Below are 21,322 nucleotides of genomic sequence, written 5' to 3' on the forward strand. Positions count from 1 at the left end.
GGGCCGGCCGGGCAGGCACGTCAGACGAGGGCGTGCGGATCGGCCGGACCGTAGTCGATGAGCTGGGCCGAGCCCAGCAGCCAGCGGTCGCGGTCGCGCAGGCACACGTAGCCGAAGCGGTCGGCGGAGAAGACCTTGATCCCGTCCGCGCGGCACTGGCGCATGAGCACCTCGCCCCAGCCGTCGGAGACGTCGGCGAAGCCGATGCCGCGCAGGACCGTGCGGCGGGCCAGGAGGGTGGCCCCGGCCACGTCGGGCAGGTAGGAGTACTCCGCCTGGGGCTGGCGCAGCACGGTCGCCGCGACGTCGCGCAGGTGGGCGTAGTGGGCCGCCTTGCCGACGATGTCGGCGGTGCTGAACAGGAAGGCCCGGCGCAGGTCGGTCAGGTAGTGCTCGCCGTACTGGTCGCGGGCGTCCATGACCGCCACCAGGTCGCCCTGGCACAGGTCCAGGGCGCGGTTGAGCAGGCCGCCGGTGGTCAGGTCGGGGTCGCTGCGGCGGACCACCACGTCCACCCCGTCGGGCATCGCCTGGCGGGCCCGCTCGGCGGCGCCGGGGGCGTCCGAGAGCAGCACCAGCTGGACGACGCCCTTCTGCGGCGCGACCTGGGCCAGCGTGTAGTCGAGGTCGCCCCGGTCGATCATGATCACCGAGACGTTCAGGGTGGCCCGGCCGCTGGGCAGGCCGATCGCGTCCAGCAGGTCGTCGACCTTGTCGCTCATCGTGCCGGAGGCGTAGGCCTGGCGGAGCGCCAGGTGGGCCCGGACCGGGTCGGGCTCGGTGCCGATCGGGGTGCCGCAGGCGGCGATCTCCGCCATCCGCCAGGGTTCCGTGCCCGGCGGGCAGTCGACGGCGACGGGCCATCGGTAGGAGGTCAGGACGTCCGGGTACGACAGGTGCTCGGGGAGCAGCTCCTGCAGCGTGAGCACCCGCTCGAAGCGGTCGCCGGCCAGCGGCAGCGGGTTGTGCACGCGCGGCTGGATCGCGAAGGGCAGGATGCCCAGCGAGGGCGCCCGGCGGCCCGGCTCCGGGTCCCGCGACGCCAGCGCGGTGCCCCACGGTCCCACGGACCTGGGCAGCGCGGTGACGATGTGCTCGAAGAGCCGGGCGGCGGCCACGAAGCGCTCCACCTCGCCCCCGGTGTGCCAGAAGACCGTGCGGATGCCGCGCTCGGCGCACCACGACAGCAGGGCGCGCAGTCCCTGTCCCGGCTGCCTGATCTCCTCCGCCCACGGCCCCTCGGTGACCGACTCGACCACCAGCAGGTGCGGGATCTCCTGGCTCAGCACCCGGGCGAAGTCGCGCGGCGTGAAGCCGACGGTCTGCCGCCACTCGTAGCGCAGCAGCGCCTCGGCGTGCGGCTCGGCGACCACGGCCGCGGTCAGGTGCGGACGGGTGTTGGGACCGGTCGGAACACGGTACGGCTTGAGCTTGACCGAGCTGCCGCCGACGGTCCTGACGGAACTGGTCGCCTGGAAGGCCGCGCCCGGAGCCGGCTGCTGCTTGCCGTCGGTCTTGCGCGGGACGGGCTGGCGCTTGGGCGCGGTGGGGCGCTTGGCCGGCTTGGCGGCGCCGCGCAGGCCGCGCGCCAGGCGCACGGGGTTGGACTTGCCGGTCTTGATGGCGTCGCCGAGCCGGGACCAGCGGGCCAGCTGCACCGAGGAGAGCTTCCACTTGGCCACGTCGGCCTGGTAGCGCTGTTCCGCCAGGTCCTTGCGGAGCTTCTCCTCGGCCGCGTTCGCCGCCCGGAGCCGCTCCTCGGTCTCGTCGAGACGCTCCCGCAGGACGCGCACTTCCTCGGCCGCGCGTTCCGCGTCGGCGACCCTGGCCTGTGCCGCTTCGAGCAGGCGTGCCAGCTCGGAGGCCCGTTCCGCGTGCGCCACCGCCTCCCGCAACGCCTGCCGTGTGCTTTCGAGTTGGTCGCCCGCCACGCCGTCCTCCGTTTTCTCAGCCGGGCGAAAGGATACCCTTTGGTCAATCGCGACACAGAGGAGTCAGCACGGTGCAGTGGCCGACGTTCAATGTGAGGCCGTACGTCTGCGGCGGCATCGGGCACCTTGACGAGGCCGTCCTGGAGACGTTGCGAGAGGCCGGCCCGCGGGTCAGGCCCGCGCTCCGGAGTCCCGGGGCGGCGCTGTTCGGCTCCGCGCCGCTGCCGCCCTACCGGCGGGACGAGCGGACCTGGGCGTTCGCCTGGGGCGAGCGGACGCCGGGTGAGGCGGCGCCGTGGATCACCGTGGCGGAGACGTACGAGACCCCCGGCCTGATCAACGACGGCGAGCGGATCGCGCTGCACGCGGGCGGGCTCGGCCTGGTGGACGTCTACTACCTCTTCCGCGACGGCGCGGTCTACTTCTCCTCGTTGCTGGAACCGCTGCTCTCGCTGGTGCGCACGCCGTACGACGTCGACTGGGAGGCCTGGGCCTCGATCATCCAGCTGACCTTCCCGCTGCGTGACGACACCCCCTACACCCAGGTCAGGCGGCTCGCCGGGTCGAGCGCGCTGATCTTCGAACCGGGGTCGGGCCGGATCTCCACCGAGCGGAGGCTGCCCCGCTGGCTGCGCGAGGAGCCGTACGAGGCGGGGCGGGCGGCCGGGGAGATCCTGGAGATCCTGCACGAGGTCTACAAGGAGTTCGACGGGCGCCCGCTGCTGGTGCCGGTCAGCGGCGGCTACGACTCGCGGCTGCTGTGTTCGGTCGCGGTGGCGCGCGGCGCCGACGTGGAGTCGTGGACGACCAGCCCCGACGACGGCACCGACACCGACATCGTCTTCGCCAAGGCGATCACCCGCGAGCTGGGCGTGCGGCACCGCGTGATCCCCCAGGACCCCGCCGCCTACCCCGACGACGCGCTGGCCGCGGCCCGGCGCCTGGAGTTCCTCACCCCGCACCACGCCTGGTACACCCCCTTCGCCCGCGAGGTGCACCGGGCGGGGCGGACCCTGGTGGACGGGCTGGCCGGCGGGCCGCTGCTGAAGAACTTCATGGTCAGCGGGGCCGCGCTGGAGGCCTCCACCCAGGCGGAGCGCAAGGCCGCCCTGCTCGGCTCGCTGGCGCTGGGCGCCCCGTCGGTGCCGTTCCTGTCGGAGCAGGCCGAGGCCTGGATCACCGACACCGTCAGGCACGCCTTCGCCGAGTCGACCTCCATGCTCAACGGGCACCGGGCGGAGTTGCCGCTCTCGGTGCTGCACACCCGCACGGCCCGGGGCATCGCCCGCTCGCCGGTCAACCTGGTGGGCCCGGAGGCCTCGTTCGCGGCCCCGTTCATCCACCCCGACTTCTTCGACGCGGCGCTCTCGGTCGGCGTGGCCCGCAAGGACCGGGGCCGCTTCTACCGGGAGGTCCTGTACGCGGCCAACCCGCGGGTGGCCGCGCTGCCCTCCACCAACGTGGTCAAGCAGCCGCTGCAGCGCGTCCCGCTCCGCTCGGCCGCCGCGCCCGCCCGCGAGTACGGCCACCGGATGCTCACCCGGGTCGCCGGGACCGTGCCCTCCCTGCTCTCGGAGCGGCTGCACGAGGTGGTCGCCGAGGGGCCGGACGCGCTGGCCCGTTTCAACGGCTGGAACGACCGCTTCTGGGTTCGCGGCCTGGTCCTGTTCGGCGCCTGGCTCGGCGACTACGGGGACCGCCTGGCCGACCTCACACCCCCCTGGTCCTGACGTCCCCGCGCGCCTCCCGGCGCGCCTGTCGCACCGCGCGGTCCCGGCACCCGCGAGCGGACGCCCCGGCGGGCATCGTCCCAGGTCAGGGCGGCGGAGTCGGGAGTGTTCCGGGTGTGGAGACGGTGAGCGACAGGGTGATTACGCGGGCACGGCGCGATGCGGGCGGGGATTCCGCGTGAGGGGAGCGGAGTACCCCGCCGAGCGGGCTTCCACCACGTCACGCGGCTGGTAGTCTTCGGCGCAGAAAGCGCCACAACGGATGGTCCCGAATCACAAATTCGGTCGTCCGAGGCCATGGAGCTCGTGGGGATGACGGCTCCCGCCGGCGCGGTCACCAAACATCATCAGCCGGGATACCCGGTGACTTCGTCCTGCCCCCATCACCGTGAGCGAGAACACGTTGAACGCATCCCCTTTCCCCTCCCCCGACCACGCCCCGGAGACGATCGCCGAGGACTTCATCTCGGCGGACCCCCAGTGGTACAAGCGCGCGGTCTTCTACGAGGTGCTGGTCCGCGGGTTCAAGGACTCCAACGGCGACGGCACCGGAGACCTGCGCGGCCTCATCGAGAAGCTGGACTACCTCCAGTGGCTCGGCGTCGACTGCCTGTGGCTGCTCCCCCTGTACGAGTCGCCGCTGCGTGACGGCGGCTACGACATCTCCGACTACATGAAGATCCTCCCCGACTTCGGGGACCTCGCGGACTTCATCAAGCTGGTCGAGGAGGCGCACCGGCGGGGCCTGCGCATCATCACCGACCTGGTGATGAACCACACCAGCGACAGGCACCCCTGGTTCCAGGCCTCCCGGCACGACCCCGAGGGCCCGTACGGGGACTTCTACGTCTGGGCCGACGAGCCGACCGGCTACCCCGACGCGCCGATCATCTTCATCGGCGCCGAGGAGTCCAACTGGACCTACGACCCGGTCCGCAAGCAGTACTACTGGCACCGGTTCTTCCACCACCAGCCGGACCTGAACTACGAGAACCCGGCGGTCCAGGAGGCCATGCTGGAGGTCCTGCGCTTCTGGCTGGACCTGGGCATCGACGGCTTCCGCCTGGACGCGGTGCCGTACCTGTTCGAGCGCGAGGGCACCACCTGCTCCGGCCTGCCGGAGACCCACGCGTACCTGAAGAAGGTCCGCGCCGAGGTGGACCGCCTCTACCCGGACCGGGTGCTGCTGGCCGAGGCCAACGGCTGGCCGGAGGACGTCGTGGAGTACTTCGGCGACCCGTCGGTGGGCGGCGACGAGTGCCACATGGCCTTCCACTTCCCGCTCATGCCGCGCATCTTCATGGCGGTGCGGCGGGGCAGCCGCGAGCCGATCTCCGAGATCATGTCCCGGACGCCGAAGCTCCCGGACAACGCCCAGTGGGGCATCTTCCTCCGCAACCACGACGAGCTGACGCTCGAAACGGTCACCGAGGAGGAGCGCGACTACATGCACGCGGAGTACGCCAAGGACCCGCGCATGCGCGCCTACCTGGGCATCCGGCGCCGCCTGGCCCCGCTGCTGGAGAACGACCGCGACCAGATCGAGCTGTTCACCGCGCTGCTGCTCTCGCTCCCCGGCTCGCCGGTCATGTACTACGGCGACGAGATCGGCATGGGCGACAACATCTGGCTGGAGGACCGCGACGCGGTCCGCACCCCGATGCAGTGGAGCCCGGACCGCAACGCCGGCTTCTCCCAGGCCGACCCCGGACGCCTCTACCTGCCCGCCGTCATGGACCCGATCTACGGCTTCCAGGCGGTCAACGTGGAGGCCCAGCAGAAGAACCCCGCCTCGCTGCTCCACTTCACCCGGAAGATGCTCCAGATCCGCCGCGACCACCCGGTCTTCGGCACCGGCGTCTACAACGAGCTGTGGTCGAGCAACCCGGCGGTGCTCAGCTTCGTCCGCGAGGACGGGGACGACGTCATGCTGTGCGTCAACAACCTGTCGAAGTACCCGCAGCCGGTCGAGCTCGACCTGCGCCGCTTCGAGGGCATGACCCCGGTCGAGGCCCGGGGCGGGGTCCACTTCCCCACCGTGGGCGCCCTGCCCTACCTGCTGACCCTGCCGGGTCACGGCTTCTACTGGTTCTCCCTGCGGAGCTGACGTCTCCTCCCCCGGGATCCGCCCGCCCCGCCCGTCCGTCCCCGCCCGCCGGGCTCCCCCCGCCGGGCGGGGGGAGCCCGGCGGGCGGTCACCGGCGGTGCCCGGCGCGGCCGGAGCCCGAGTCCACCAGGCCGAGCCGCAGTGCCCTCGTCACCAGCACCTCCCGCTTCCACCCCCGGCCGGTGACCTGCCCGGTGTTCGGACGCGCGTCGAGCTTGTCGGGGGAGTCGTGGGCCGGGACACGGCCCGCCGGCCCCGCCTGCCAGGGGGCCGGGCCCAGCACGGTGATCTCCGCCTCCGTCTCGCAGGCGCCGACGACCCTCGCGCTCTCGAACGGCACGGGCACCTCGGTCCGCCCGGGGGTGACGCCGAAGTACTCGTCCGGATGCTCGATGTTCTCCACGATCAGGCGGACCCTGCCCTGGTTGCCGACTCGCCAGTGATCGTGGTGGGCGCTCAACCGGCCCGCGACGGCCGCGTCACACGTCTGGCAGGGCACCCGCGACGGCCGCGTCACACGTCTGGCAGGGCAGCCGCAGATCGAAACCGCATTCCCTGCAGGAACACGCGCCGAAGGTCGTGACCTCACCGGAATGGAGCCGCACGGCCTCCCCCTCGTTTCCACGTCTTCCTGTCACCTGGGCGGACATCAGACGAGCAGCCATTCTGTCCCCGTTCTCCTTACTCGGGTCTGTGAACGTGGCGCGTGAGCGTCGCATGCCCCGCGACAAACCATTCACACCTTGGCGCGCGCGTTGTCATCCTTCGGGAAACGCGGTAATCCGGAGTGTGACCGCCGGCGGCGGTGCGCAATGCGATGGGCCGTCGGGATGTTCCGTGTTAGCCTGACGTGAATTCGACGAGGCCGTGGCGCGGTTCCCGCCGACGGCCGGACCGGCGCCGTCAAGGAATGGATTCCATGGATTACGTCAAGCTCGGCAATACCGGTCTGGACGTTTCCCGGCTGTTCCTGGGATGCATGAGTTTCGGTGATCCGGGCCGCGGGGCGGACACCTGGACCCTGCCCGAGGACGACAGCCGCGCCCTCATCCGCCGCGCGGTCGAGGCAGGCGTCAACTTCATCCACCGCTGGGATCCGCACACCCCGATCGAGGAGACCCTCGAAACCCTGCACGACCTGGTCAGGGCCGGCAAGACCCGTTACATCGGCGCCTCGTCCATGTACGCCTGGCAGTTCGCCAAAGCCCTCCACACCGCCGATCTGCACGGATGGACGCGCTTCGTGTCCATGCAGAACCATTACAACCTGCTCAATCGCGAGGAGGAGCGGGAGATGCTGCCGCTCTGCGCCGACCAGGGCGTCGGCGTCCTCCCGTGGAGCCCGCTGGCCCGCGGCCGGCTCACCCGCGACTGGGACACCGAGACCGCCCGCACCGCCGACGACGAGTACGGCGCGAGCCTCTACGCCCGGACCACCGCCGCCGACCGCGTGGTCGCGGAACGGGTCGCCCGGGTCGCCGAGGCGCGCGGCGTCCCGCGCGCCCGGGTCGCCCTCGCCTGGCTGGCGGGGAACCCCGCGGTCACCGCCCCCGTCGTCGGCGTCACCAAGCCGCACCACCTCGACGACGCGATCGCCGCGTTCGATCTCTCGCTCACCCCGGACGAGATCGCGGAGCTTGAGGAGCCGTACGTGCCCCACCCGGTCGCCGGGTTCGAGTAGACCATCGCGGACAGGCGGCGCGGGGCGTCCTCAGCGGTCCCGCGACGGGCGCGCGATCAGCGCATCGTGAACCCGCATCGGCGCAGTGAACTGACGTTGGCGTCGCTGCCGTGCACCAGCCCCGCCGCGTGGATGCCGGCCTGGTTCGGTTCCAGCTCCACCGGGACCGCCCTGCCGACGTCGACCTCCGAACGGTCCAGCTCCTCGTCCAACACGCTGCCCGTCTCGGTCACGTCCCGGTAGCGCGACGCCTTCCCCAGGTGGCTCCCGTGGATCACCTTCCTGCAGCCGTTCCGCCGGCCGGACGGGTCGATGGCCGGCCAGACCGTGATCGCCTCCGTGGCGGGATCGATGGTCTCCCGCCAGTAGTGGGCGTCCTGATGCCGGGGAACGCTCTTGCCGTCCCCCGCCGGTTTGCAGAAGAAGCGGGCTGAGAAAAGTGCCGTGTCCGGCCCCAGGATGGTCTCGACGAGATCGAGCACGTCCTCGTCGGACAACCACCGGAACAGCGCCGGATCGGTGAAGTGGGGAACGTCCGCGTCCTCGGGGAACTCCCCCTCGGAAAGGCCCGCGAGTTTCTGCTCGAAATGCTCCTTGAGCGCCTCGAACCTGTCGGGGCGGAGCAACCGGTCACGTACCGGATAATCGGATTCCCGGTAGAATTCCAGGTCCTCGGCGGACAGGGTTCTTCCTGTCGTCCTCGCCATTTCCAGCTCCCTTTCATGCTCTTTTCTTCCTTCTTCACGAGCCGGCCCCGCTCGGCGGCCTCTCTCTTTCCCGCGCGCTCACCGGTCGCCCAGCAGGTGCGCCGTGGCGGTTATCTCCCGGTCGGGAAGGAAGTCCCGCAGCACCCTCCGGTGCGCCCGTGCCCCATGCCCCGGGTGTCCGTCTCCCCTTTCACGACCGAGGCCGGCAGCGTCCCGAAACCCGACAGGTCGGCCGGGCCGCGCACCGGCAGGCCGACGCGCCGCCGTTGCGCCGGGGGCAGCGCGCGCCACGCGGCCAGGCACCTGCCGAACCAGACGCCCTGCTCGATGTCGCCCGGGATTCCGCAGGGGCCCGGCCCGACCAGGGCCAGGTAGCCCTCGACCACGTGCGCCGCGAAAGAGGCCAGGACCCCGTCCGTGTCCTTCAGCCGGTCCCACCGGGACACCCGGACCAGCAGGGGCTCACCCCGGAGGGGCGCCCTCTCGGCGACCAGCCGTACCGGGTGGCGCGGCGGGAGCGGAGCGGCCCCCAACGGGCCACGGCCCTCGACCGGTGCCGGCACTCAACCGACGGCGATACTCGACCGACGGCGGTACTCAACGGACCGTGACCTGGATCCGGGATCGGGCGGCCCTGCGGGCCGGGAGCAGCGCCACCAGCAGGGCGACTCCCACCGCGGTCAGCACCGCCGCGGCCAGCGTGAGCGCCGACGGCGTGCGCCCGATGCCCGCGCCCATGCCGCTGGTGCGGCCCTGCAGGTCGATCAGGCCGGCCGCCAGGGACGCCCCGGCGAGCGTGCCCACGAGCACCCCCAGCACCGCGGGCAGGCCGGTGCCGGTGACCAGCGTGGCCACGACCTGACGGGGCGTGAGACCCATCGCCTTGAGCACCGCCAGGTCGAACGCGTGGTCGCGGAGGCTCAGCGCGCTCGCGGTCAGCAGGTTGGTCAGCCCGATCAGCGCCAGCACGACGGTCAGCGCGACGATCACCACGCGGATGACCGCGAGCCGTTCCGCCGGATTGACCACCCGGCTGACCTCCAGTGCCTCGTCCGAGGCGGCCAGCAGCCGGGCCCGGACCGCGTCCGGGTCGGCTCCCGGCCTGAGCACCAGGCTGTAGAACTGCGGCGGCACCGTGTCCTTGGCCGCCAGGCTGTCCATCCCGAGGGAGAGCACCTCGCCGTCCTGGTCCGGCTCGACCACCCGGCCCACGATGTGCACGATCAGCGGGGTGCCGCCGACCGTCATGCGGACCCGGTCGCCGATCTCCACCCCCAGCAGGTCGAGCAGCCCCTGCCCCGCGACGGCCTCGCCCCGGCCGGCGAACATCCGCCCTTCCACCACCGCGAAGGGGTACGGCTGGGCGGAGGTGCCCACCGCGCGGGCCAGCACGCTCCTGGTCTGCTCCGGCTCCAGCACGGGCACCTCGCTGCCCGGGTAGACGGCCAGCACCTGGGGGTCCGCCCTGGTGATCCGCAGGGTCTCCCCGGGGGAGAGCTCGCCCGGACGGACGGTGAGCGCCGCCGCCTGGCCCACCTTCTCGGGGTGGCGCAGGAAGTCGTCCAGAGTGGCCCAGCAGCCGAGGCCGATCGTGATCATCATCATCGGGACCGCGAGGCCGAAGACGCCGAGGAGCGCGGGAACACGCCGGGTGAAGGCGTCGCGGGTGCCCAGGACGAGGGCGTGCGGCAGCCGTGCGAGAAGGGCGAGTCTGGCCATCCGCGACAGGTGGCCCTTCGGCGGTGAGGCGGGCGCCGCGGGGATCGGCGGTGTGCGGCTGCCGTGCCAGGCGGGCAGGGCGACCACCACGAGGACCACCGCGGCGGTGCCCCCGGCGATCGCCAGCAGCGGCGCCGGCGAGAGCGGCGGGATCGGCACGCCGTCCAGGGCGACCGCGGCCGCGACCTGCCCGCAGACCAGCCCGATCACGATGCCGAGCAGGCCGAGCGCGCCGTGCTCGGCCATGAGCACGGCGAAGACCTGGCCCCGGGTGTAGCCGAGGGATTTCAGGGTGGCGATGTCGCGCGTCTGGGTGAGCACCCGCCCGCCCACCGCGTTGGCGATGGCGAGCGCGGCGGCGACCAGCCCGGCGCCGCCGAACAGCGCGAGCAGCAGGCCGAGCAGCCGGTTGTCGAGCTCCATCGAGGCGCGGACCTCACGCCAGGTGGACATCCGCTGGATCTGTTCGTCCAGCAGGGTGACCGCGCCGTGGACGGCCGGGAGCGTGTCCTCGCCGTCGGCCAGGCGCAGCCCGGTGACCGCCTCGCTGCGGCCCGGCGCGGGCTCCACCCTCGCCAGGACCGAGGCGGGCGTCCAGGCCAGGCCGGGCGTCCACTCCGGGTAGAAGCCCTGGTCGGCGGTGTCGGCGAGGCCGACGACGATCAGCGGGTGGGTGGCGCCGTTGAGCGCGGTGACGGTGAAGGGGCCGCCCACCTCCAGGCCGAGCGTCCTGGCGAAGGAGCGTTCGACGACCACACCGTCGGCGTCGCCCTCGCGGAGCCAGCGCCCCTCGCGGACCAGGGGCGCGGCGACCGGGGGCAGCCTCGTGGGCATCTCGCGCAACGCCACGGGCGACTTCTTCCCGCCTGTCGCGAGCGTCGCCGGCGCCGTGCGGTACGGCCCCGCGACCTGGACCACCCCGGGGAGCCGCGACAGGGCGGCCGGGTCGGGGGCGTCCCTGGTGTGTATCCACACGTGCGCGCCGCTGGTCTGGGCGAACAGCCCCCGCCAGGGGTTGGTCCCGTCCTCCAGCAGGGTCGCGGAGGTGATCAGCGCGGTGACGATGCCGGCCACGGTCAGCACCGTGAGCGCCGCCTGGGCCCGGCGCGCCCGCAGGTCTGCCCGGATCCATCTGGCGGAGGCGCGGACGGTGCTCATGCGGGGGTCATCCCCTCAGTTCGACGACGTCGCCGGCGGTGCCCCTGGGGCGGCGGCGGGCCGCGCCCACGGCGCCGTCGTCGACGATCTGGCCGTCCAGGAGGGAGACCACCCGGTCGGCCAGGCCGGCCACCCGGGCGTCGTGGGTGACGAGGATGACGGTCTGGCCGTCGCGGTGGACCTGGCCGAGCAGCCGCAGGACGTCGCGGGTGTTCCGGCTGTCGAGGTTGCCGGTGGGCTCGTCCGCGAGCAGCAGGCTCGGCGTGTTGGCCAGCGCGCGGGCCAGCGCGACCCGCTGCTGCTCACCGCCGGCGAGCTGGGAGGGCGCGGCGTCGGCGCGCGCGGTCAGCCCCAGCTCGCCGAGGAGGTGCTCGCGGCGCTCCCTGGCCTCGCGCGCCGACGCGCCGGCCAGCAGCGCGGGCAGTTCGACGTTGTCGGCCACGGTCATGTTGGCGACGAGATTGAAGAACTGGAAGACGAAGCCGATCTTCTGCCGGCGGAGCAGCGCCCAGGCGCTCTCGCTCAGGGTGTCGACCCGCCGGCCGTCGAGCCAGATCTCGCCGCTGGTCCGGGCCTCCAGGCCGCCGAGCATGTGGACCAGGGTGGACTTGCCGGACCCGGACGGCCCCATGACGGCCACGAACTCCCCCGGCTCGACCCGCAGGTCGACGCCGCGCACGGCCGGCACCGGCACCCCGCCGTCCTGATAGATCTTGACGAGATTGACGGTGTCGACCACGGGGGATGTCAACTCAGCTCCTCCTGGCAGCGTTCGAGCCAGTCGAGGTCGGCCTGCAGGTGCAGCATGGCCCCCTCGATGAGGAGAAGGGCCACCCGGTTGCCCGGATCGGTCTGCTCGGCGAGCTCGTTCAGGTCGCGCATGAGTGTGAGGTAGTGGCGGCGCTGACGGTTGATCAGCGCCGTCCGGTCGGCGATTCCGGTCATCGGGGCCAGCACGAGCTTCATGAAGAACTCGTCCCGGACCCTGGGCCCCTCGCTGGACTCGTCCGCCCAGGTGTCGAGGGCCTCGCGGCCCATGGCCGTCAGATAGTAGACCTTCTTGTTCGGCCGGCTGGACTGCTCGACGTCCACGGCGCGCACCAGGCCGTCCTTCTCCAGGCGGCCGAGCGTGACGTAGATCTGCCCGATGTTCGGTGAAGGGTAAGCGCTTCCAAAGATCTGTTCAAGAGCCTGTTTGAGCTCGTAGCCATGGGCAGGTTCCTTTGCGAGGAGCGCCAGCAGCGTCAGCCGCACGCCCCACCTCCTCGGAGTGCTTGTTACGGGCTCGTTACGAGGTCATCCGTTGACGCCGATGTTACCGCTATGCATAACATGCATGCATCTACCTAACACGTATGTAACCGCCTTGAAAACGGGAGGTCATCGTGCGGCGACTGCTCTCCGCCGTGTTCGCCGTGCTCGTCATGGCGGGGTGCTCGGAGGCGGACGCGCAGGAGGCCGAACGGTTCGGCGGGACCGGCCCGATAACGCTGGTGACCGGGCGCGACACGACGGCCTACCTGCAGCCGCTGCTCGACCGGTGGAACCGGGCGCACCCCGAGGAGCCGGTGACCCTGCTCGAACTCCCCGAGGCCGCCGACGAGCAGCGCGCGCAGATGGTCGCCAACCTGCAGGCCAAGTCCGAGCGGTACGACGTGCTCGGCCTGGACGTCGTCTGGACGGCGGAGTTCGCCGACGCCGGCTGGATCCTGCCGCTGGAGCGCGAGCTGTTCCCGCTCGACCGGTTCCTGCCGCCGGTCGTCGACACCGCGGTCTACCGGGGCAAGCTCTGGGCGGTGCCGTACACCAGCAACGCCGGCCTGCTCTACTACCGCAAGGACCTGCTGGCCAAGGAGGGCTTCACCCCGCCGAAGACCTGGGAGGAGCTGCGCACGCAGGCCCGCGCCCTGCACGACGAGTACGGCATCGGCGGCTACGCCGGGCAGTTCCTGGCCTACGAGGGCCTGACCGTCAACTTCACCGAGGCCGTGCAGTCGGCCGGCGGGCAGATCCTCAGCCAGGACGGCGCCAGGGTGACCATGGACGTGGCCAAGGCCGAGGCCGGCCTGGACTTCCTGGTCGGCGGGTTCCGGGAGGGGTGGATCCCGCGGGAGTCGCTCTCCTTCAAGGAGGAGGAGTCGCGGCTGGCCTTCCAGGAGGGCCGGCTGGCCTTCGCGCGGAACTGGCCGCACGCCTACGGCCCGGCCACCACCTCGGAGGTCGCGGGCAGGTTCGCGGTCACCAGGCTTCCCGGGCTCGACGGCCCGGGGACGGGTTCACTCGGCGGGATCAACCTCGCCGTGAGCGCCTACTCCACGCGGCAGAAGTCGGCGACGGAGTTCATCCGCTACTTCACCGGCCTGGAGAACCAGCGGCGGGTGCTCACCGAGGGCTCGTTCCCGCCCGTGTGGGCCGAGCTGTACGACGACCCCGCCCTGATCAAGCGCTTCCCGTACCTGCCGGTCCTGAAGGAGAGCATCCTCTCCGCCCGGCCCCGGCCGGCCGGCGCCGACTACAACCAGGTGAGCCTGGTGATCGCCAGCGCGGTCTCCAACGCGCTCACCCCGCCCTTCGAGGAGGACGTCGGCGACACCGTCGCCGCCATGCGAGAACAACTCGACGAGATCGTCCGCGCTCGATGAGCCCGGGGCGATCCCCCGGGAGAGAGCCGTCATCCCCATCTCGGTTCTCGGCACATCTCCATATCCCATCCCCTCTCCACTGCCCCCGCCCCGATGCCCCGCCCGCATCCGGGGGCCCGACACCTGAGGAGGTCCGTTCAGCATGCGCACATCCATAGCCGTGGCGACGGCGGCGGGACTGGCCCTGGCGCTCGCCGCCTGCGGCGGCGAATCCGCGTCCCAGAGCACGCCGACCGGCGGCACCGGCGGCACCGGCGGCACCGCCCCCGCCGCGGCCAAGACCCTCGACGGCGTGACCATCGAGGTCGCCGCCAAGTGGACCGGCCCCGAGCAGGCCAACTTCCAGCAGGTGCTCAAGGCGTTCGAGGCGAAGACCGGAGCCAAGGTCACCTACGCCTCCACCGGCGAGGACACCGGCGCCTACCTCGGCCCGCGCATCCAGGGCGGCAACCCGCCGGACATCGCGATCCTCCCCCAGCCAGGCCTGGTCAAGCAGTACGCGGACCAGAAGGCGCTCAAGCCTCTCACCTCCGAGGTGCAGAAGCAGATCGACGAGAACTACACCCCGTACTGGAAGGAGCTCGGCTCCGCGGACGGGCAGGTCTACGGCGTGCTGGTGAAGGCCGCGCACAAGTCACTCGTCTGGTACCGCGACCAGGCCTTCCAGGACGCCGGTACGCAGGCGCCGGCCACCTGGGACGAGCTGGTCACGACCGCCCAGACGGTCGCCGACTCCGGCACCCCGCCGTTCGCCCTGTGCGGCGCCTCCGGCTGGACGCTGACCGACCTGTTCGAGAACGTCTACCTGTCCAGCGCGGGCCCGGAGAACTACGACAAGCTCTCCAAGCACGAGATCCCGTGGACCGACCCCAGCGTGACCACCGCCCTGGAGAAGATCGCGCAGATCACGGGCAAGAAGGAGTTCCTGCTCGGCGGCCCGTCCGGCGCCCTGCAGACCGACTTCCCGACCTGCGTCACCCAGGTCTACGGCCAAGACAAGGCCGCCATGGTGATCGAGGCCGACTTCGTGGCCACCTCGGCCGAGGAGTCGGGCGCCAAGCTCGGTGAGGAGGCCAAGTACTTCCCGTTCCCGAAGGCCGGTGAGACCGAGCCGGTCGTGCTGGGCGGCGACATCGCGGTCGCGATGAAGGACTCCAAGGGCACGATGGCGCTGCTCGAGTTCCTCGCCTCCAAGGAAGGCGGCGAGGTCTGGGCGAAGCTTCCCGGCTACCTCTCGCCCAACCGGAACGTCTCGCCCGACAACTATCCGGCCGAGCTGACCAAGCAGCTCGCCCAGACGATCATCTCCGCCGGGGAGTCGGTCCGCTACGACATGTCCGACCTCGCGCCGAGCGCCTTCGGCGGCACCGACGGAAAGGGCGAGTGGAAGCTCCTCCAGGACTTCGTGCGCGACCCCTCGGACGTCAAGGGCATCCAGCAGAAGCTGGAAGACGAGGCCAAGAAGGCCTGGAAGTAAGGGGGCAAGGCCGTGACCGAACGGTTGGACGGCCCGCAGGGCCCGCGCGGCGAGGCCGCCCGCGGGTCCTCGCCCGGACCGTCCGAGACGCACCCGTCACCGCCGGACACCGGCGGTGTCCGGACCCCGGCGCCCGGAGCGCCCCCGGAGACCCCCGAGCCCTCCGGAGCCGTCCCGGCCGCCGGACCCGCGGAGAACGCGGGAACGATCGGGGCCACCGGTCCCGCGGTGGCCACGGGGGCCGCCGCGGGCCCGGTGGGTTCCGGTGGCGGCTCCCGCCGGAAGGGCGTCACCGGGAGCAGGCTGGGCCCGTCGCCGAAGCTGGCGATCCTGTTCCTGCTGCCGGGCGCGCTCCTGCTCGGTGTGATGGTGATCTACCCGATCGTCTACTCGATCTTCCGCAGCCTGTACGACGGTCCCGGAGACACCTTCGTCGGCGCGGAGAACTACGCCTCCATCTTCAGCGACCCCGCCACCCTGACCACGATCAGGAACAACCTGATCTGGGTGGTCGTGGCCCCCATCCTGGTCACCACGATCGGTCTGATCTTCGCGGTGCTGACCGAGCGGATCCGCTGGGCGACCGCCTTCAAGCTGATCGTGTTCATGCCGATGGCCGTCTCGCTGATGGCCTCCGGGGTCATCTTCCGCCTCGTCTACGAGCAGGACCCGGACCGGGGCGTGGCCAACGCGGTGATCACCTCCGTGCGGGACGTCTTCCGGCCGAGCGTGGGCTACCCGGACGCCCGCCCCAGGGAGAACGAGCAGGCGCCGGTCGCCGTTCAGCAGGGCACGGTGGTGACCAAGCAGCCGGTGGGGCCGGGCACCGCGGTGCTCGTCCCGCTGGTCGGCGTCAAGCCCGGCGACCTCGCCTCGGCCGCGACGGCCAGGACCGTCCAGCCGGGCCCCGGAGAGCTGGCCGGGACCGTGTGGGTGGACTTCACCCAGGGCGGCGGCGGCGCGGTCAACCGGGTGGACCCAACCGAGAAGGGCCTGGCGGGGGTGACCGTGGAGGCGGTGCAGGGCGGCGCCGTCAAGGCGACCGCCACCACCGAGGCCGACGGCACCTTCCGCTTCACCGGGCTCGCGCCGGGTGAGTACCGGGTGCGCCTGCCGCAGGCGAACTTCCAGGCGCCCTTCAACGGGCTCTCCTGGCTGGGCCCGACGCTGATCACCCCGGCGATCATCGGGGCGTTCGTCTGGGTCTGGGCAGGCTTCGCCATGGTGTTGATCGCCGCGGGACTCTCGGCCATCCCGCGTGACGCGCTGGAGGCGGCCCGCATCGACGGTGCCGGAGAGTGGCAGGTGTTCCGCAGGATCACCGTCCCGCTGCTCTCCCCGGTGCTGCTCGTCGTCTTCGTCACGATGATCATCAATACGCTCAAGGTCTTCGACCTGGTCTTCATCATCGCGCCGGGATCGGTGCAGCCGCAGGCCAACGTGATCGCGCTGGAGATGTGGCGGGTCTCCTTCGGCGGCGGCGGCGACCAGGGGCTGGGCAGCGCGCTGTCCATCTTCCTGCTGGTGCTGGTGCTCCCCTTCATGGTTCTCAACATCCGCCGGTTCAGGAGGGACAACCAGTGACGACCGCCACTCTCGGCGCCCGGCAGCGCAGCGCGGCCGGGCGGATCCTGGACCGGATCGGCGGCGGCCTGGTCCAGGCGGTGCTGGTGGTGATCGGCCTGCTCTGGCTGGTCCCGACCCTCGGCCTGTTCGTGGTCTCCATCCGCACCGAGACGGCCAACAACTCCACCGGCTGGTGGACGGCGTTCACCGCGCCGGCGGAGCTGACCCTGAAGAACTACGCCGACCTGCTGGCCTCCGGCTTCACCGCGTCGTTCTGGAACACCGTGCTCATCACCGTGCCGTCGACCCTCCTGGTGATCGGCATCGCGGCCCTGGCCGCGTACGCCTTCGCCTGGATGGAGTTCCCCGGCCGGGACACCCTGTTCCTGGTGGTGGTCGGCCTGCTGGTGGTGCCGATCCAGATCGCGCTGATCCCGGTCGCGAAGCTCTACGGCGGGCTCGGCATCTTCGGCTCCATCGCCGGCGTGGTCCTCTTCCACGTGGCCTTCGGGCTTCCGTTCGCCATCTTCCTGCTGCGCAACTTCTTCGCGGGCATCCCGAGATCGCTGCTGGAGGCGGCGCGGATGGACGGCGCGGGCGAGTGGAAGATCTTCTCCACCGTGGTGTTCCCGCTGGCCAAGCCGGCGGTCGCCTCGCTCGGCATCTTCCAGTTCCTGTGGGTCTGGAACGACCTGCTCGTGGCCCTGGTCTTCGCGAGCACCGAGAACCAACCGATGACCAAGGCACTGCAATCACAGATGCGGCAATTTGGGACCAATGTCGATATTTTGGCTCCAGGTGCGTTCCTGTCGCTGATCATCCCATTGGTCCTCTTTTTCGCCTTCCAGCGGTATTTCGTCCAGGGGATGCTGGCAGGCTCGGTGAAATAGAAAAAAGGGCAGGCCCGGTACGGCTTCCCCCGATTCCCGGCGGGAGCCGTACCGGCCCTCAAACCCCGATAGGGTCTTCCACATGGCAGCACGTCCTTTGAACGAAGTCGTGGAAGCCGGGTGGGCCAAGGCCCTGGAACCCGTCGCTGACAAGATCGCCCAGATGGGCGACTTCCTCCGCAAGGAGGTGGCGGAAGGCAGGCAGTACCTTCCGTCGGGACCGAACGTGCTCCGCGCGTTCCAGCAGCCCTTCGACCAGGTCAAGGTGCTGCTCGTCGGGCAGGACCCCTACCCGACGCCGGGCCACCCGATCGGGCTGAGCTTCTCCGTCGCCGCGGACGTGCGCCCGATCCCGGGCAGCCTGCGCAACATCTACAAGGAGCTCACCGAAGACCTCGGGCTGCCCATGCCGAGCAACGGCGACCTCACCCCGTGGACCGAGCAGGGCGTGCTCCTGCTCAACAGGGTGCTCACCGTCATGCCGGGCAAGCCCGCCTCGCACCGCGGCAAGGGCTGGGAGGAGATCACCGAGCAGGCCATCAAGGCCCTCGCCGCCCGGGGCAAGCCGCTGGTGGCGATCCTGTGGGGGCGTGACGCCCGCAACCTGCGCCCGATGCTGGGCGACGTCCCGGCCATCGAGTCGGCCCACCCGAGCCCCCTGTCGGCCCGGAGCGGATTCTTCGGCTCCCGCCCGTTCAGCCGGACCAACGAGCTCCTGGAGAAGCAGGGCGCCACCCCCGTCGACTGGAAGCTCCCCTAGGCTCATCCGACCACGCCAGGCACTAGGATTTCCACCATGAGTGATGAATCGGGCACTGAACGCTATCTGCGTCTGACGGTTGAGCTGACGGTGGAGGTGCGGGACGTCACCGCCCTGCAGACCGCCGCGCTGAAGGAGATCAACCACCCTGACGCCGATCTGGACGAAGAAGAGCGCAGGGAGCAGGCGGAGCTCGTCTCCGCCGACGAGACCGGAGCCACGGCACTGCAGTGGCTGATCGAGCCGGACCACGTCCTGGGTCTGATCGAGCACGTCGACCAGATCGAGCCCCGCGAGGCCGTGCTGGGTGTCGAGCCCTCCGAAGGCCCTTCCGACGAAGAGGACGAGGACGACCACACCGGCCACGCGCACTGAGACGCGGCCACCGCGGCCGGCGGACCGCTCCGCCGGCCGGGGAGCCGGTCCCGGGGCGGTCCGGCGGCGCGACGGCGCGTCCCCGGAGGTCAGTCCGTCGTGACCAGCGGCGCCGGGTAGCCGCCGACGCCGACCGGCGACCGCCACGGCTCGTGAACCGCGTTCGGCGGCACGGCGGCGAGCTCGGGAACGTAGCGCCGGACGTACTCACCGTCCGGGTCGAACCGCCTGGCCTGCCGGAGGTGGTTGACGGTCCGGTTGGGCCGGGTGTCGTTGCCGGTCCCGGCGACCCACTGCCAGTTGCCGTGGTTGTTGGCCACGTCCCCGTCGAGCAGCCGCTCGGAGAAGAACTCCGCGCCGATCCTCCAGTCGACGCGCAACCGCTTGACCAGGAACGACGCCACGATCATCCGGGCCCGGTTGTGCATCCAGCCCTCGGCGAGCAGCTGCCGCACGCCGGCGTCCACGATCGGGATCCCGGTCATGCCCTCCTTCCAGGCCTGTGCCGCGTCCCGGTCGTCGTGCCAGTCGTGCCCGCGCGGCCGGTAGTCGTCCCGGTCGATGCGGGGGAACGCCTCCGTCACCTGGTGGAAGAAGTCACGCCAGCACAGCTGCCTGACGAAGGCGTCGCCGTCCTCCGCCAGCGACTCCAGCTCCAGCGGTGACACGCAGCCGAACCGCAGGTACGGGCTGAGCTTGGAGGTGCGGTTGCCGGCGAGGTCGTCGTGACCGTCGGCGTAGTCGGCCACGCAGTGCCTGAGCCACTGCCGCGCCCGCCGCCGCCCCACCGTCTCGCCGCCCCGGAACAGTTCGTGCGGCCGGTGGCCCGGCACGGGCAGCGGGCCGGGGTCCAGGCCGCCGGGGACGACGACCATGCCGGGGGCCTTGAGCACCTGCCGGCGCCGGTGGCGGCTCCAGGCCCGCCAGTAGGGCGTGAAGACCCGGTAGTGGTCGCCGCCGCCCGAGGGCCTGAGCGCGCCGGGCGGCACGATGGTGACGCCGGGGAAGCCGCGGAACTCCATCCGGGCGTTCGCGCACTCCCGGGCCAGGCGCCGCTGCCTGCGCCGGGCGGGGGAGCCGACGTCCAGGCCGGTGAAGACGGCCTGGGCGGACAGCTCACCCGCGAGCCTCATCGCCTCCGCCACGGGGTCGCCCCGGCGGATCGCGAGTTCTCCGCCCCGCTCCCGGAGCGAGCCGCGCAGGTCGGCGAGGCACTCGGCCAGGAACCCCCGGCGGGGGCCCTCAGGCATGGCGGGGTCCACGACGAACAGCGGGACGACCTGGCGCGCTTCCTCGCACGCGGCCGCGAGGGCGGGGTGGTCGTGCACCCGGAGGTCGCGGTCGAACAACACGACGACGGTATCCATCACAATGGCATTTCGCCCGGTCACGTCCGGTCGGTTGCACCCGCCGGGGACGACGTCGGGTTGCATCCGCCGCGGAGCCGTGGCCGAAGAAACGAACGGGAACATCTACCGCTCACGTCACCCGGCAGGCTTGTGTGGCGATCAGGGCTTGGAGTGAACAGGGATGGACGAGCAGCGCCAGGCGACGCCCGAGGAGGAGCCGGGCTACGGCATCGGGGCCGTGGCCCGGCGCCTCGGTGTACCCGCGCCCACGCTGCGGACCTGGAACCTGCGCTACGGCGTGGGGCCCAGCCGCCGCAGCCCGGGTGGGCACCGCCGCTACGACGCGCTCGATCTGTGGCGGCTGCAGGAGATGAACCGCCTCATCAAGAACGGCGTGCCGGCCGCCGACGCCGCACGCGAGGTCCTCAGGATCCAGGTGATCCCCCCGGCTCCCCCGGCGCCGGAGGCCGCCCCCGAGGTGGGCGAGTTCCCCCCCGGCGTCGCCCGCCGGCCCGAGATCCCGACGGTGGACATGCTGGCGCGGGCCGCGATCGCACTGGACAGCCAGACCGTCTCCGACTGGATCACCGCTGCGCTGGCCCGGCACGGGATCATCTGGACCTGGGAGGAGCTGGTCCTCCCGGTCTTCGACACGATCGTCCGGCGCCAGGCCGAGAGCGGCGCGAGCATCGAGGTCGAGCACCTGTTCTCCGACCGGGTGATGGCCGGGCTGACCCGGTTCATCGAGCGCCCGCCGCAGCCGGTCAACGTCAGCCCGGTGCTGCTCGCCTGCGCCGAGGACGAGCAGCACAGCCTGCCGATCTACGCGCTGGCCGCCGTGCTGGCCGACGAGCACCGCGTGGAGACCAGGGTGCTGGGCGCCCGGACCCCGTACTCGGCGCTGGCCGACGCGATGCGGCGGCTGGGTCCGTCGGTCGTCTTCATCTGGTCGTCGCAGACCTCCACCGGCGACCCCGCCCCGCTGCTGTCGCTGCCCGTGCTCCGCCCGCCGAGCCGGATCATCGTCGGCGGCTGGGGGTGGTGGGACGAGCTTCCGCCGTCGATCCCGCACGTCACGTCGTTCCAGGACGCCCTCACCCGCGTCATTTCCGTCCTGCGCTGACGTCTTCCCTCCACTCCCGGTGCCCCGCGCCGTCCCGGGGTGGCTCTTCGGCCGGATCGCCACCGCACCCCCGGCACCGGCCCCTTCACCCGCCCGGATCGCCACCG

18 protein-coding genes are annotated in these 21,322 nt (G+C 71.6%); 10 read left to right on the forward strand and 8 right to left on the reverse strand.

Annotated elements, in window-relative coordinates; all coding sequences use genetic code 11:
* Nucleotides 1–20 precede the first annotated feature (20 nt).
* On the reverse strand, nt 21–1,931 hold the full coding sequence (locus tag ABD841_RS12380) for a hypothetical protein (RefSeq protein ID WP_344970770.1): 1,911 nt from the start codon (nt 1,929–1,931) through the stop codon (nt 21–23).
* Nucleotides 1,932–2,002: 71 nt separating this feature from the next.
* Between ABD841_RS12380 and ABD841_RS12385 the strand changes: the two genes are divergently transcribed.
* Together ABD841_RS12385 and treS are read left to right on the forward strand one after the other, a co-directional pair.
* Complete coding sequence (locus ABD841_RS12385) at nt 2,003–3,661, forward strand: asparagine synthetase B family protein (RefSeq protein WP_344970772.1); 1,659 nt, start codon at nt 2,003–2,005, stop codon at nt 3,659–3,661.
* A 448-nt stretch (nt 3,662–4,109) separates the two neighbouring features.
* Nucleotides 4,110–5,768, forward strand: coding sequence for a maltose alpha-D-glucosyltransferase (treS, locus tag ABD841_RS12390; protein WP_344970943.1), 1,659 nt, complete (start codon nt 4,110–4,112; stop codon nt 5,766–5,768).
* An 88-nt stretch (nt 5,769–5,856) separates the two neighbouring features.
* Here the strand turns inward: treS and ABD841_RS12395 are convergent, their stop codons facing one another.
* Nucleotides 5,857–6,285, reverse strand: coding sequence for a hypothetical protein (locus ABD841_RS12395; protein WP_344970773.1), 429 nt, complete (start codon nt 6,283–6,285; stop codon nt 5,857–5,859).
* 402 nt (nt 6,286–6,687) lie between these two features.
* On the opposite strand from ABD841_RS12395, the gene ABD841_RS12400 reads away from it, so the two are divergent.
* Complete coding sequence (locus ABD841_RS12400) at nt 6,688–7,449, forward strand: aldo/keto reductase (RefSeq protein WP_344970775.1); 762 nt, start codon at nt 6,688–6,690, stop codon at nt 7,447–7,449.
* Nucleotides 7,450–7,505: 56 nt separating this feature from the next.
* On the opposite strand, the gene ABD841_RS12405 is transcribed toward ABD841_RS12400, so the two are convergent.
* The 5 genes from ABD841_RS12405 to ABD841_RS12425 all read right to left on the reverse strand — a co-directional run bounded on the left by ABD841_RS12405 (nt 7,506) and on the right by ABD841_RS12425 (nt 12,287).
* A complete protein-coding gene (locus ABD841_RS12405) occupies nt 7,506–8,156 on the reverse strand; it encodes a phytanoyl-CoA dioxygenase family protein (RefSeq protein ID WP_344970776.1) in 651 nt (216 codons plus the stop codon).
* 110 nt (nt 8,157–8,266) lie between these two features.
* On the reverse strand, nt 8,267–8,689 hold the full coding sequence (locus tag ABD841_RS12410; protein ID WP_344970778.1) for a hypothetical protein: 423 nt from the start codon (nt 8,687–8,689) through the stop codon (nt 8,267–8,269).
* 64 nt (nt 8,690–8,753) lie between these two features.
* Nucleotides 8,754–11,033: an FtsX-like permease family protein gene (locus ABD841_RS12415; protein WP_344970780.1), complete on the reverse strand. Its 2,280-nt coding sequence runs from the start codon at nt 11,031–11,033 to the stop codon at nt 8,754–8,756.
* 7 nt (nt 11,034–11,040) lie between these two features.
* Nucleotides 11,041–11,784 carry an ABC transporter ATP-binding protein gene (locus ABD841_RS12420; protein ID WP_344970781.1) on the reverse strand — a complete coding sequence of 248 codons (744 nt, stop codon included), beginning with the start codon at nt 11,782–11,784 and terminating at the stop codon, nt 11,041–11,043.
* On the reverse strand, nt 11,781–12,287 hold the full coding sequence (locus ABD841_RS12425) for a PadR family transcriptional regulator (protein ID WP_344970782.1): 507 nt from the start codon (nt 12,285–12,287) through the stop codon (nt 11,781–11,783). Before ABD841_RS12425 ends, ABD841_RS12420 begins: the two co-directional genes overlap by 4 nt.
* Before the next feature lie 131 nt (nt 12,288–12,418).
* Between ABD841_RS12425 and ABD841_RS12430 the strand changes: the two genes are divergently transcribed.
* The 6 genes from ABD841_RS12430 (at nt 12,419) to ABD841_RS12455 (ending at nt 18,743) form a co-directional block, all read left to right on the forward strand.
* A complete protein-coding gene (locus ABD841_RS12430) occupies nt 12,419–13,675 on the forward strand; it encodes an ABC transporter substrate-binding protein (protein ID WP_344970784.1) in 1,257 nt (418 codons plus the stop codon).
* A 142-nt stretch (nt 13,676–13,817) separates the two neighbouring features.
* Nucleotides 13,818–15,152 (forward strand): ABC transporter substrate-binding protein, encoded by a 1,335-nt coding sequence (locus ABD841_RS12435; protein ID WP_344970785.1) that lies wholly within the window; start codon nt 13,818–13,820, stop codon nt 15,150–15,152.
* A gap of 366 nt (nt 15,153–15,518) precedes the next feature.
* A complete protein-coding gene (locus ABD841_RS12440; protein WP_425581980.1) occupies nt 15,519–16,736 on the forward strand; it encodes an ABC transporter permease in 1,218 nt (405 codons plus the stop codon).
* On the forward strand, nt 16,733–17,608 hold the full coding sequence (locus ABD841_RS12445) for a carbohydrate ABC transporter permease (protein ID WP_344970788.1): 876 nt from the start codon (nt 16,733–16,735) through the stop codon (nt 17,606–17,608). Before ABD841_RS12440 ends, ABD841_RS12445 begins: the two co-directional genes overlap by 4 nt.
* 82 nt (nt 17,609–17,690) lie before the next feature.
* A complete protein-coding gene (locus tag ABD841_RS12450; protein WP_344970790.1) occupies nt 17,691–18,368 on the forward strand; it encodes a uracil-DNA glycosylase in 678 nt (225 codons plus the stop codon).
* A gap of 36 nt (nt 18,369–18,404) precedes the next feature.
* Nucleotides 18,405–18,743, forward strand: coding sequence for a hypothetical protein (locus tag ABD841_RS12455; protein ID WP_344970791.1), 339 nt, complete (start codon nt 18,405–18,407; stop codon nt 18,741–18,743).
* An 89-nt stretch (nt 18,744–18,832) separates the two neighbouring features.
* Here ABD841_RS12455 and ABD841_RS12460 read toward each other — a convergent pair whose 3' ends face one another.
* Nucleotides 18,833–20,110, reverse strand: a complete 1,278-nt coding sequence (locus ABD841_RS12460) for a cryptochrome/photolyase family protein (protein ID WP_344970793.1) — start codon at nt 20,108–20,110, stop codon at nt 18,833–18,835.
* A gap of 163 nt (nt 20,111–20,273) precedes the next feature.
* Between ABD841_RS12460 and ABD841_RS12465 the strand changes: the two genes are divergently transcribed.
* On the forward strand, nt 20,274–21,215 hold the full coding sequence (locus ABD841_RS12465) for a MerR family transcriptional regulator (RefSeq protein ID WP_344970795.1): 942 nt from the start codon (nt 20,274–20,276) through the stop codon (nt 21,213–21,215).
* Nucleotides 21,216–21,322 lie beyond the last annotated feature (107 nt).

Source organism: Streptosporangium fragile, from assembly GCF_039534445.1.
GTDB classification, from domain to species: domain Bacteria; phylum Actinomycetota; class Actinomycetes; order Streptosporangiales; family Streptosporangiaceae; genus Streptosporangium; species Streptosporangium fragile.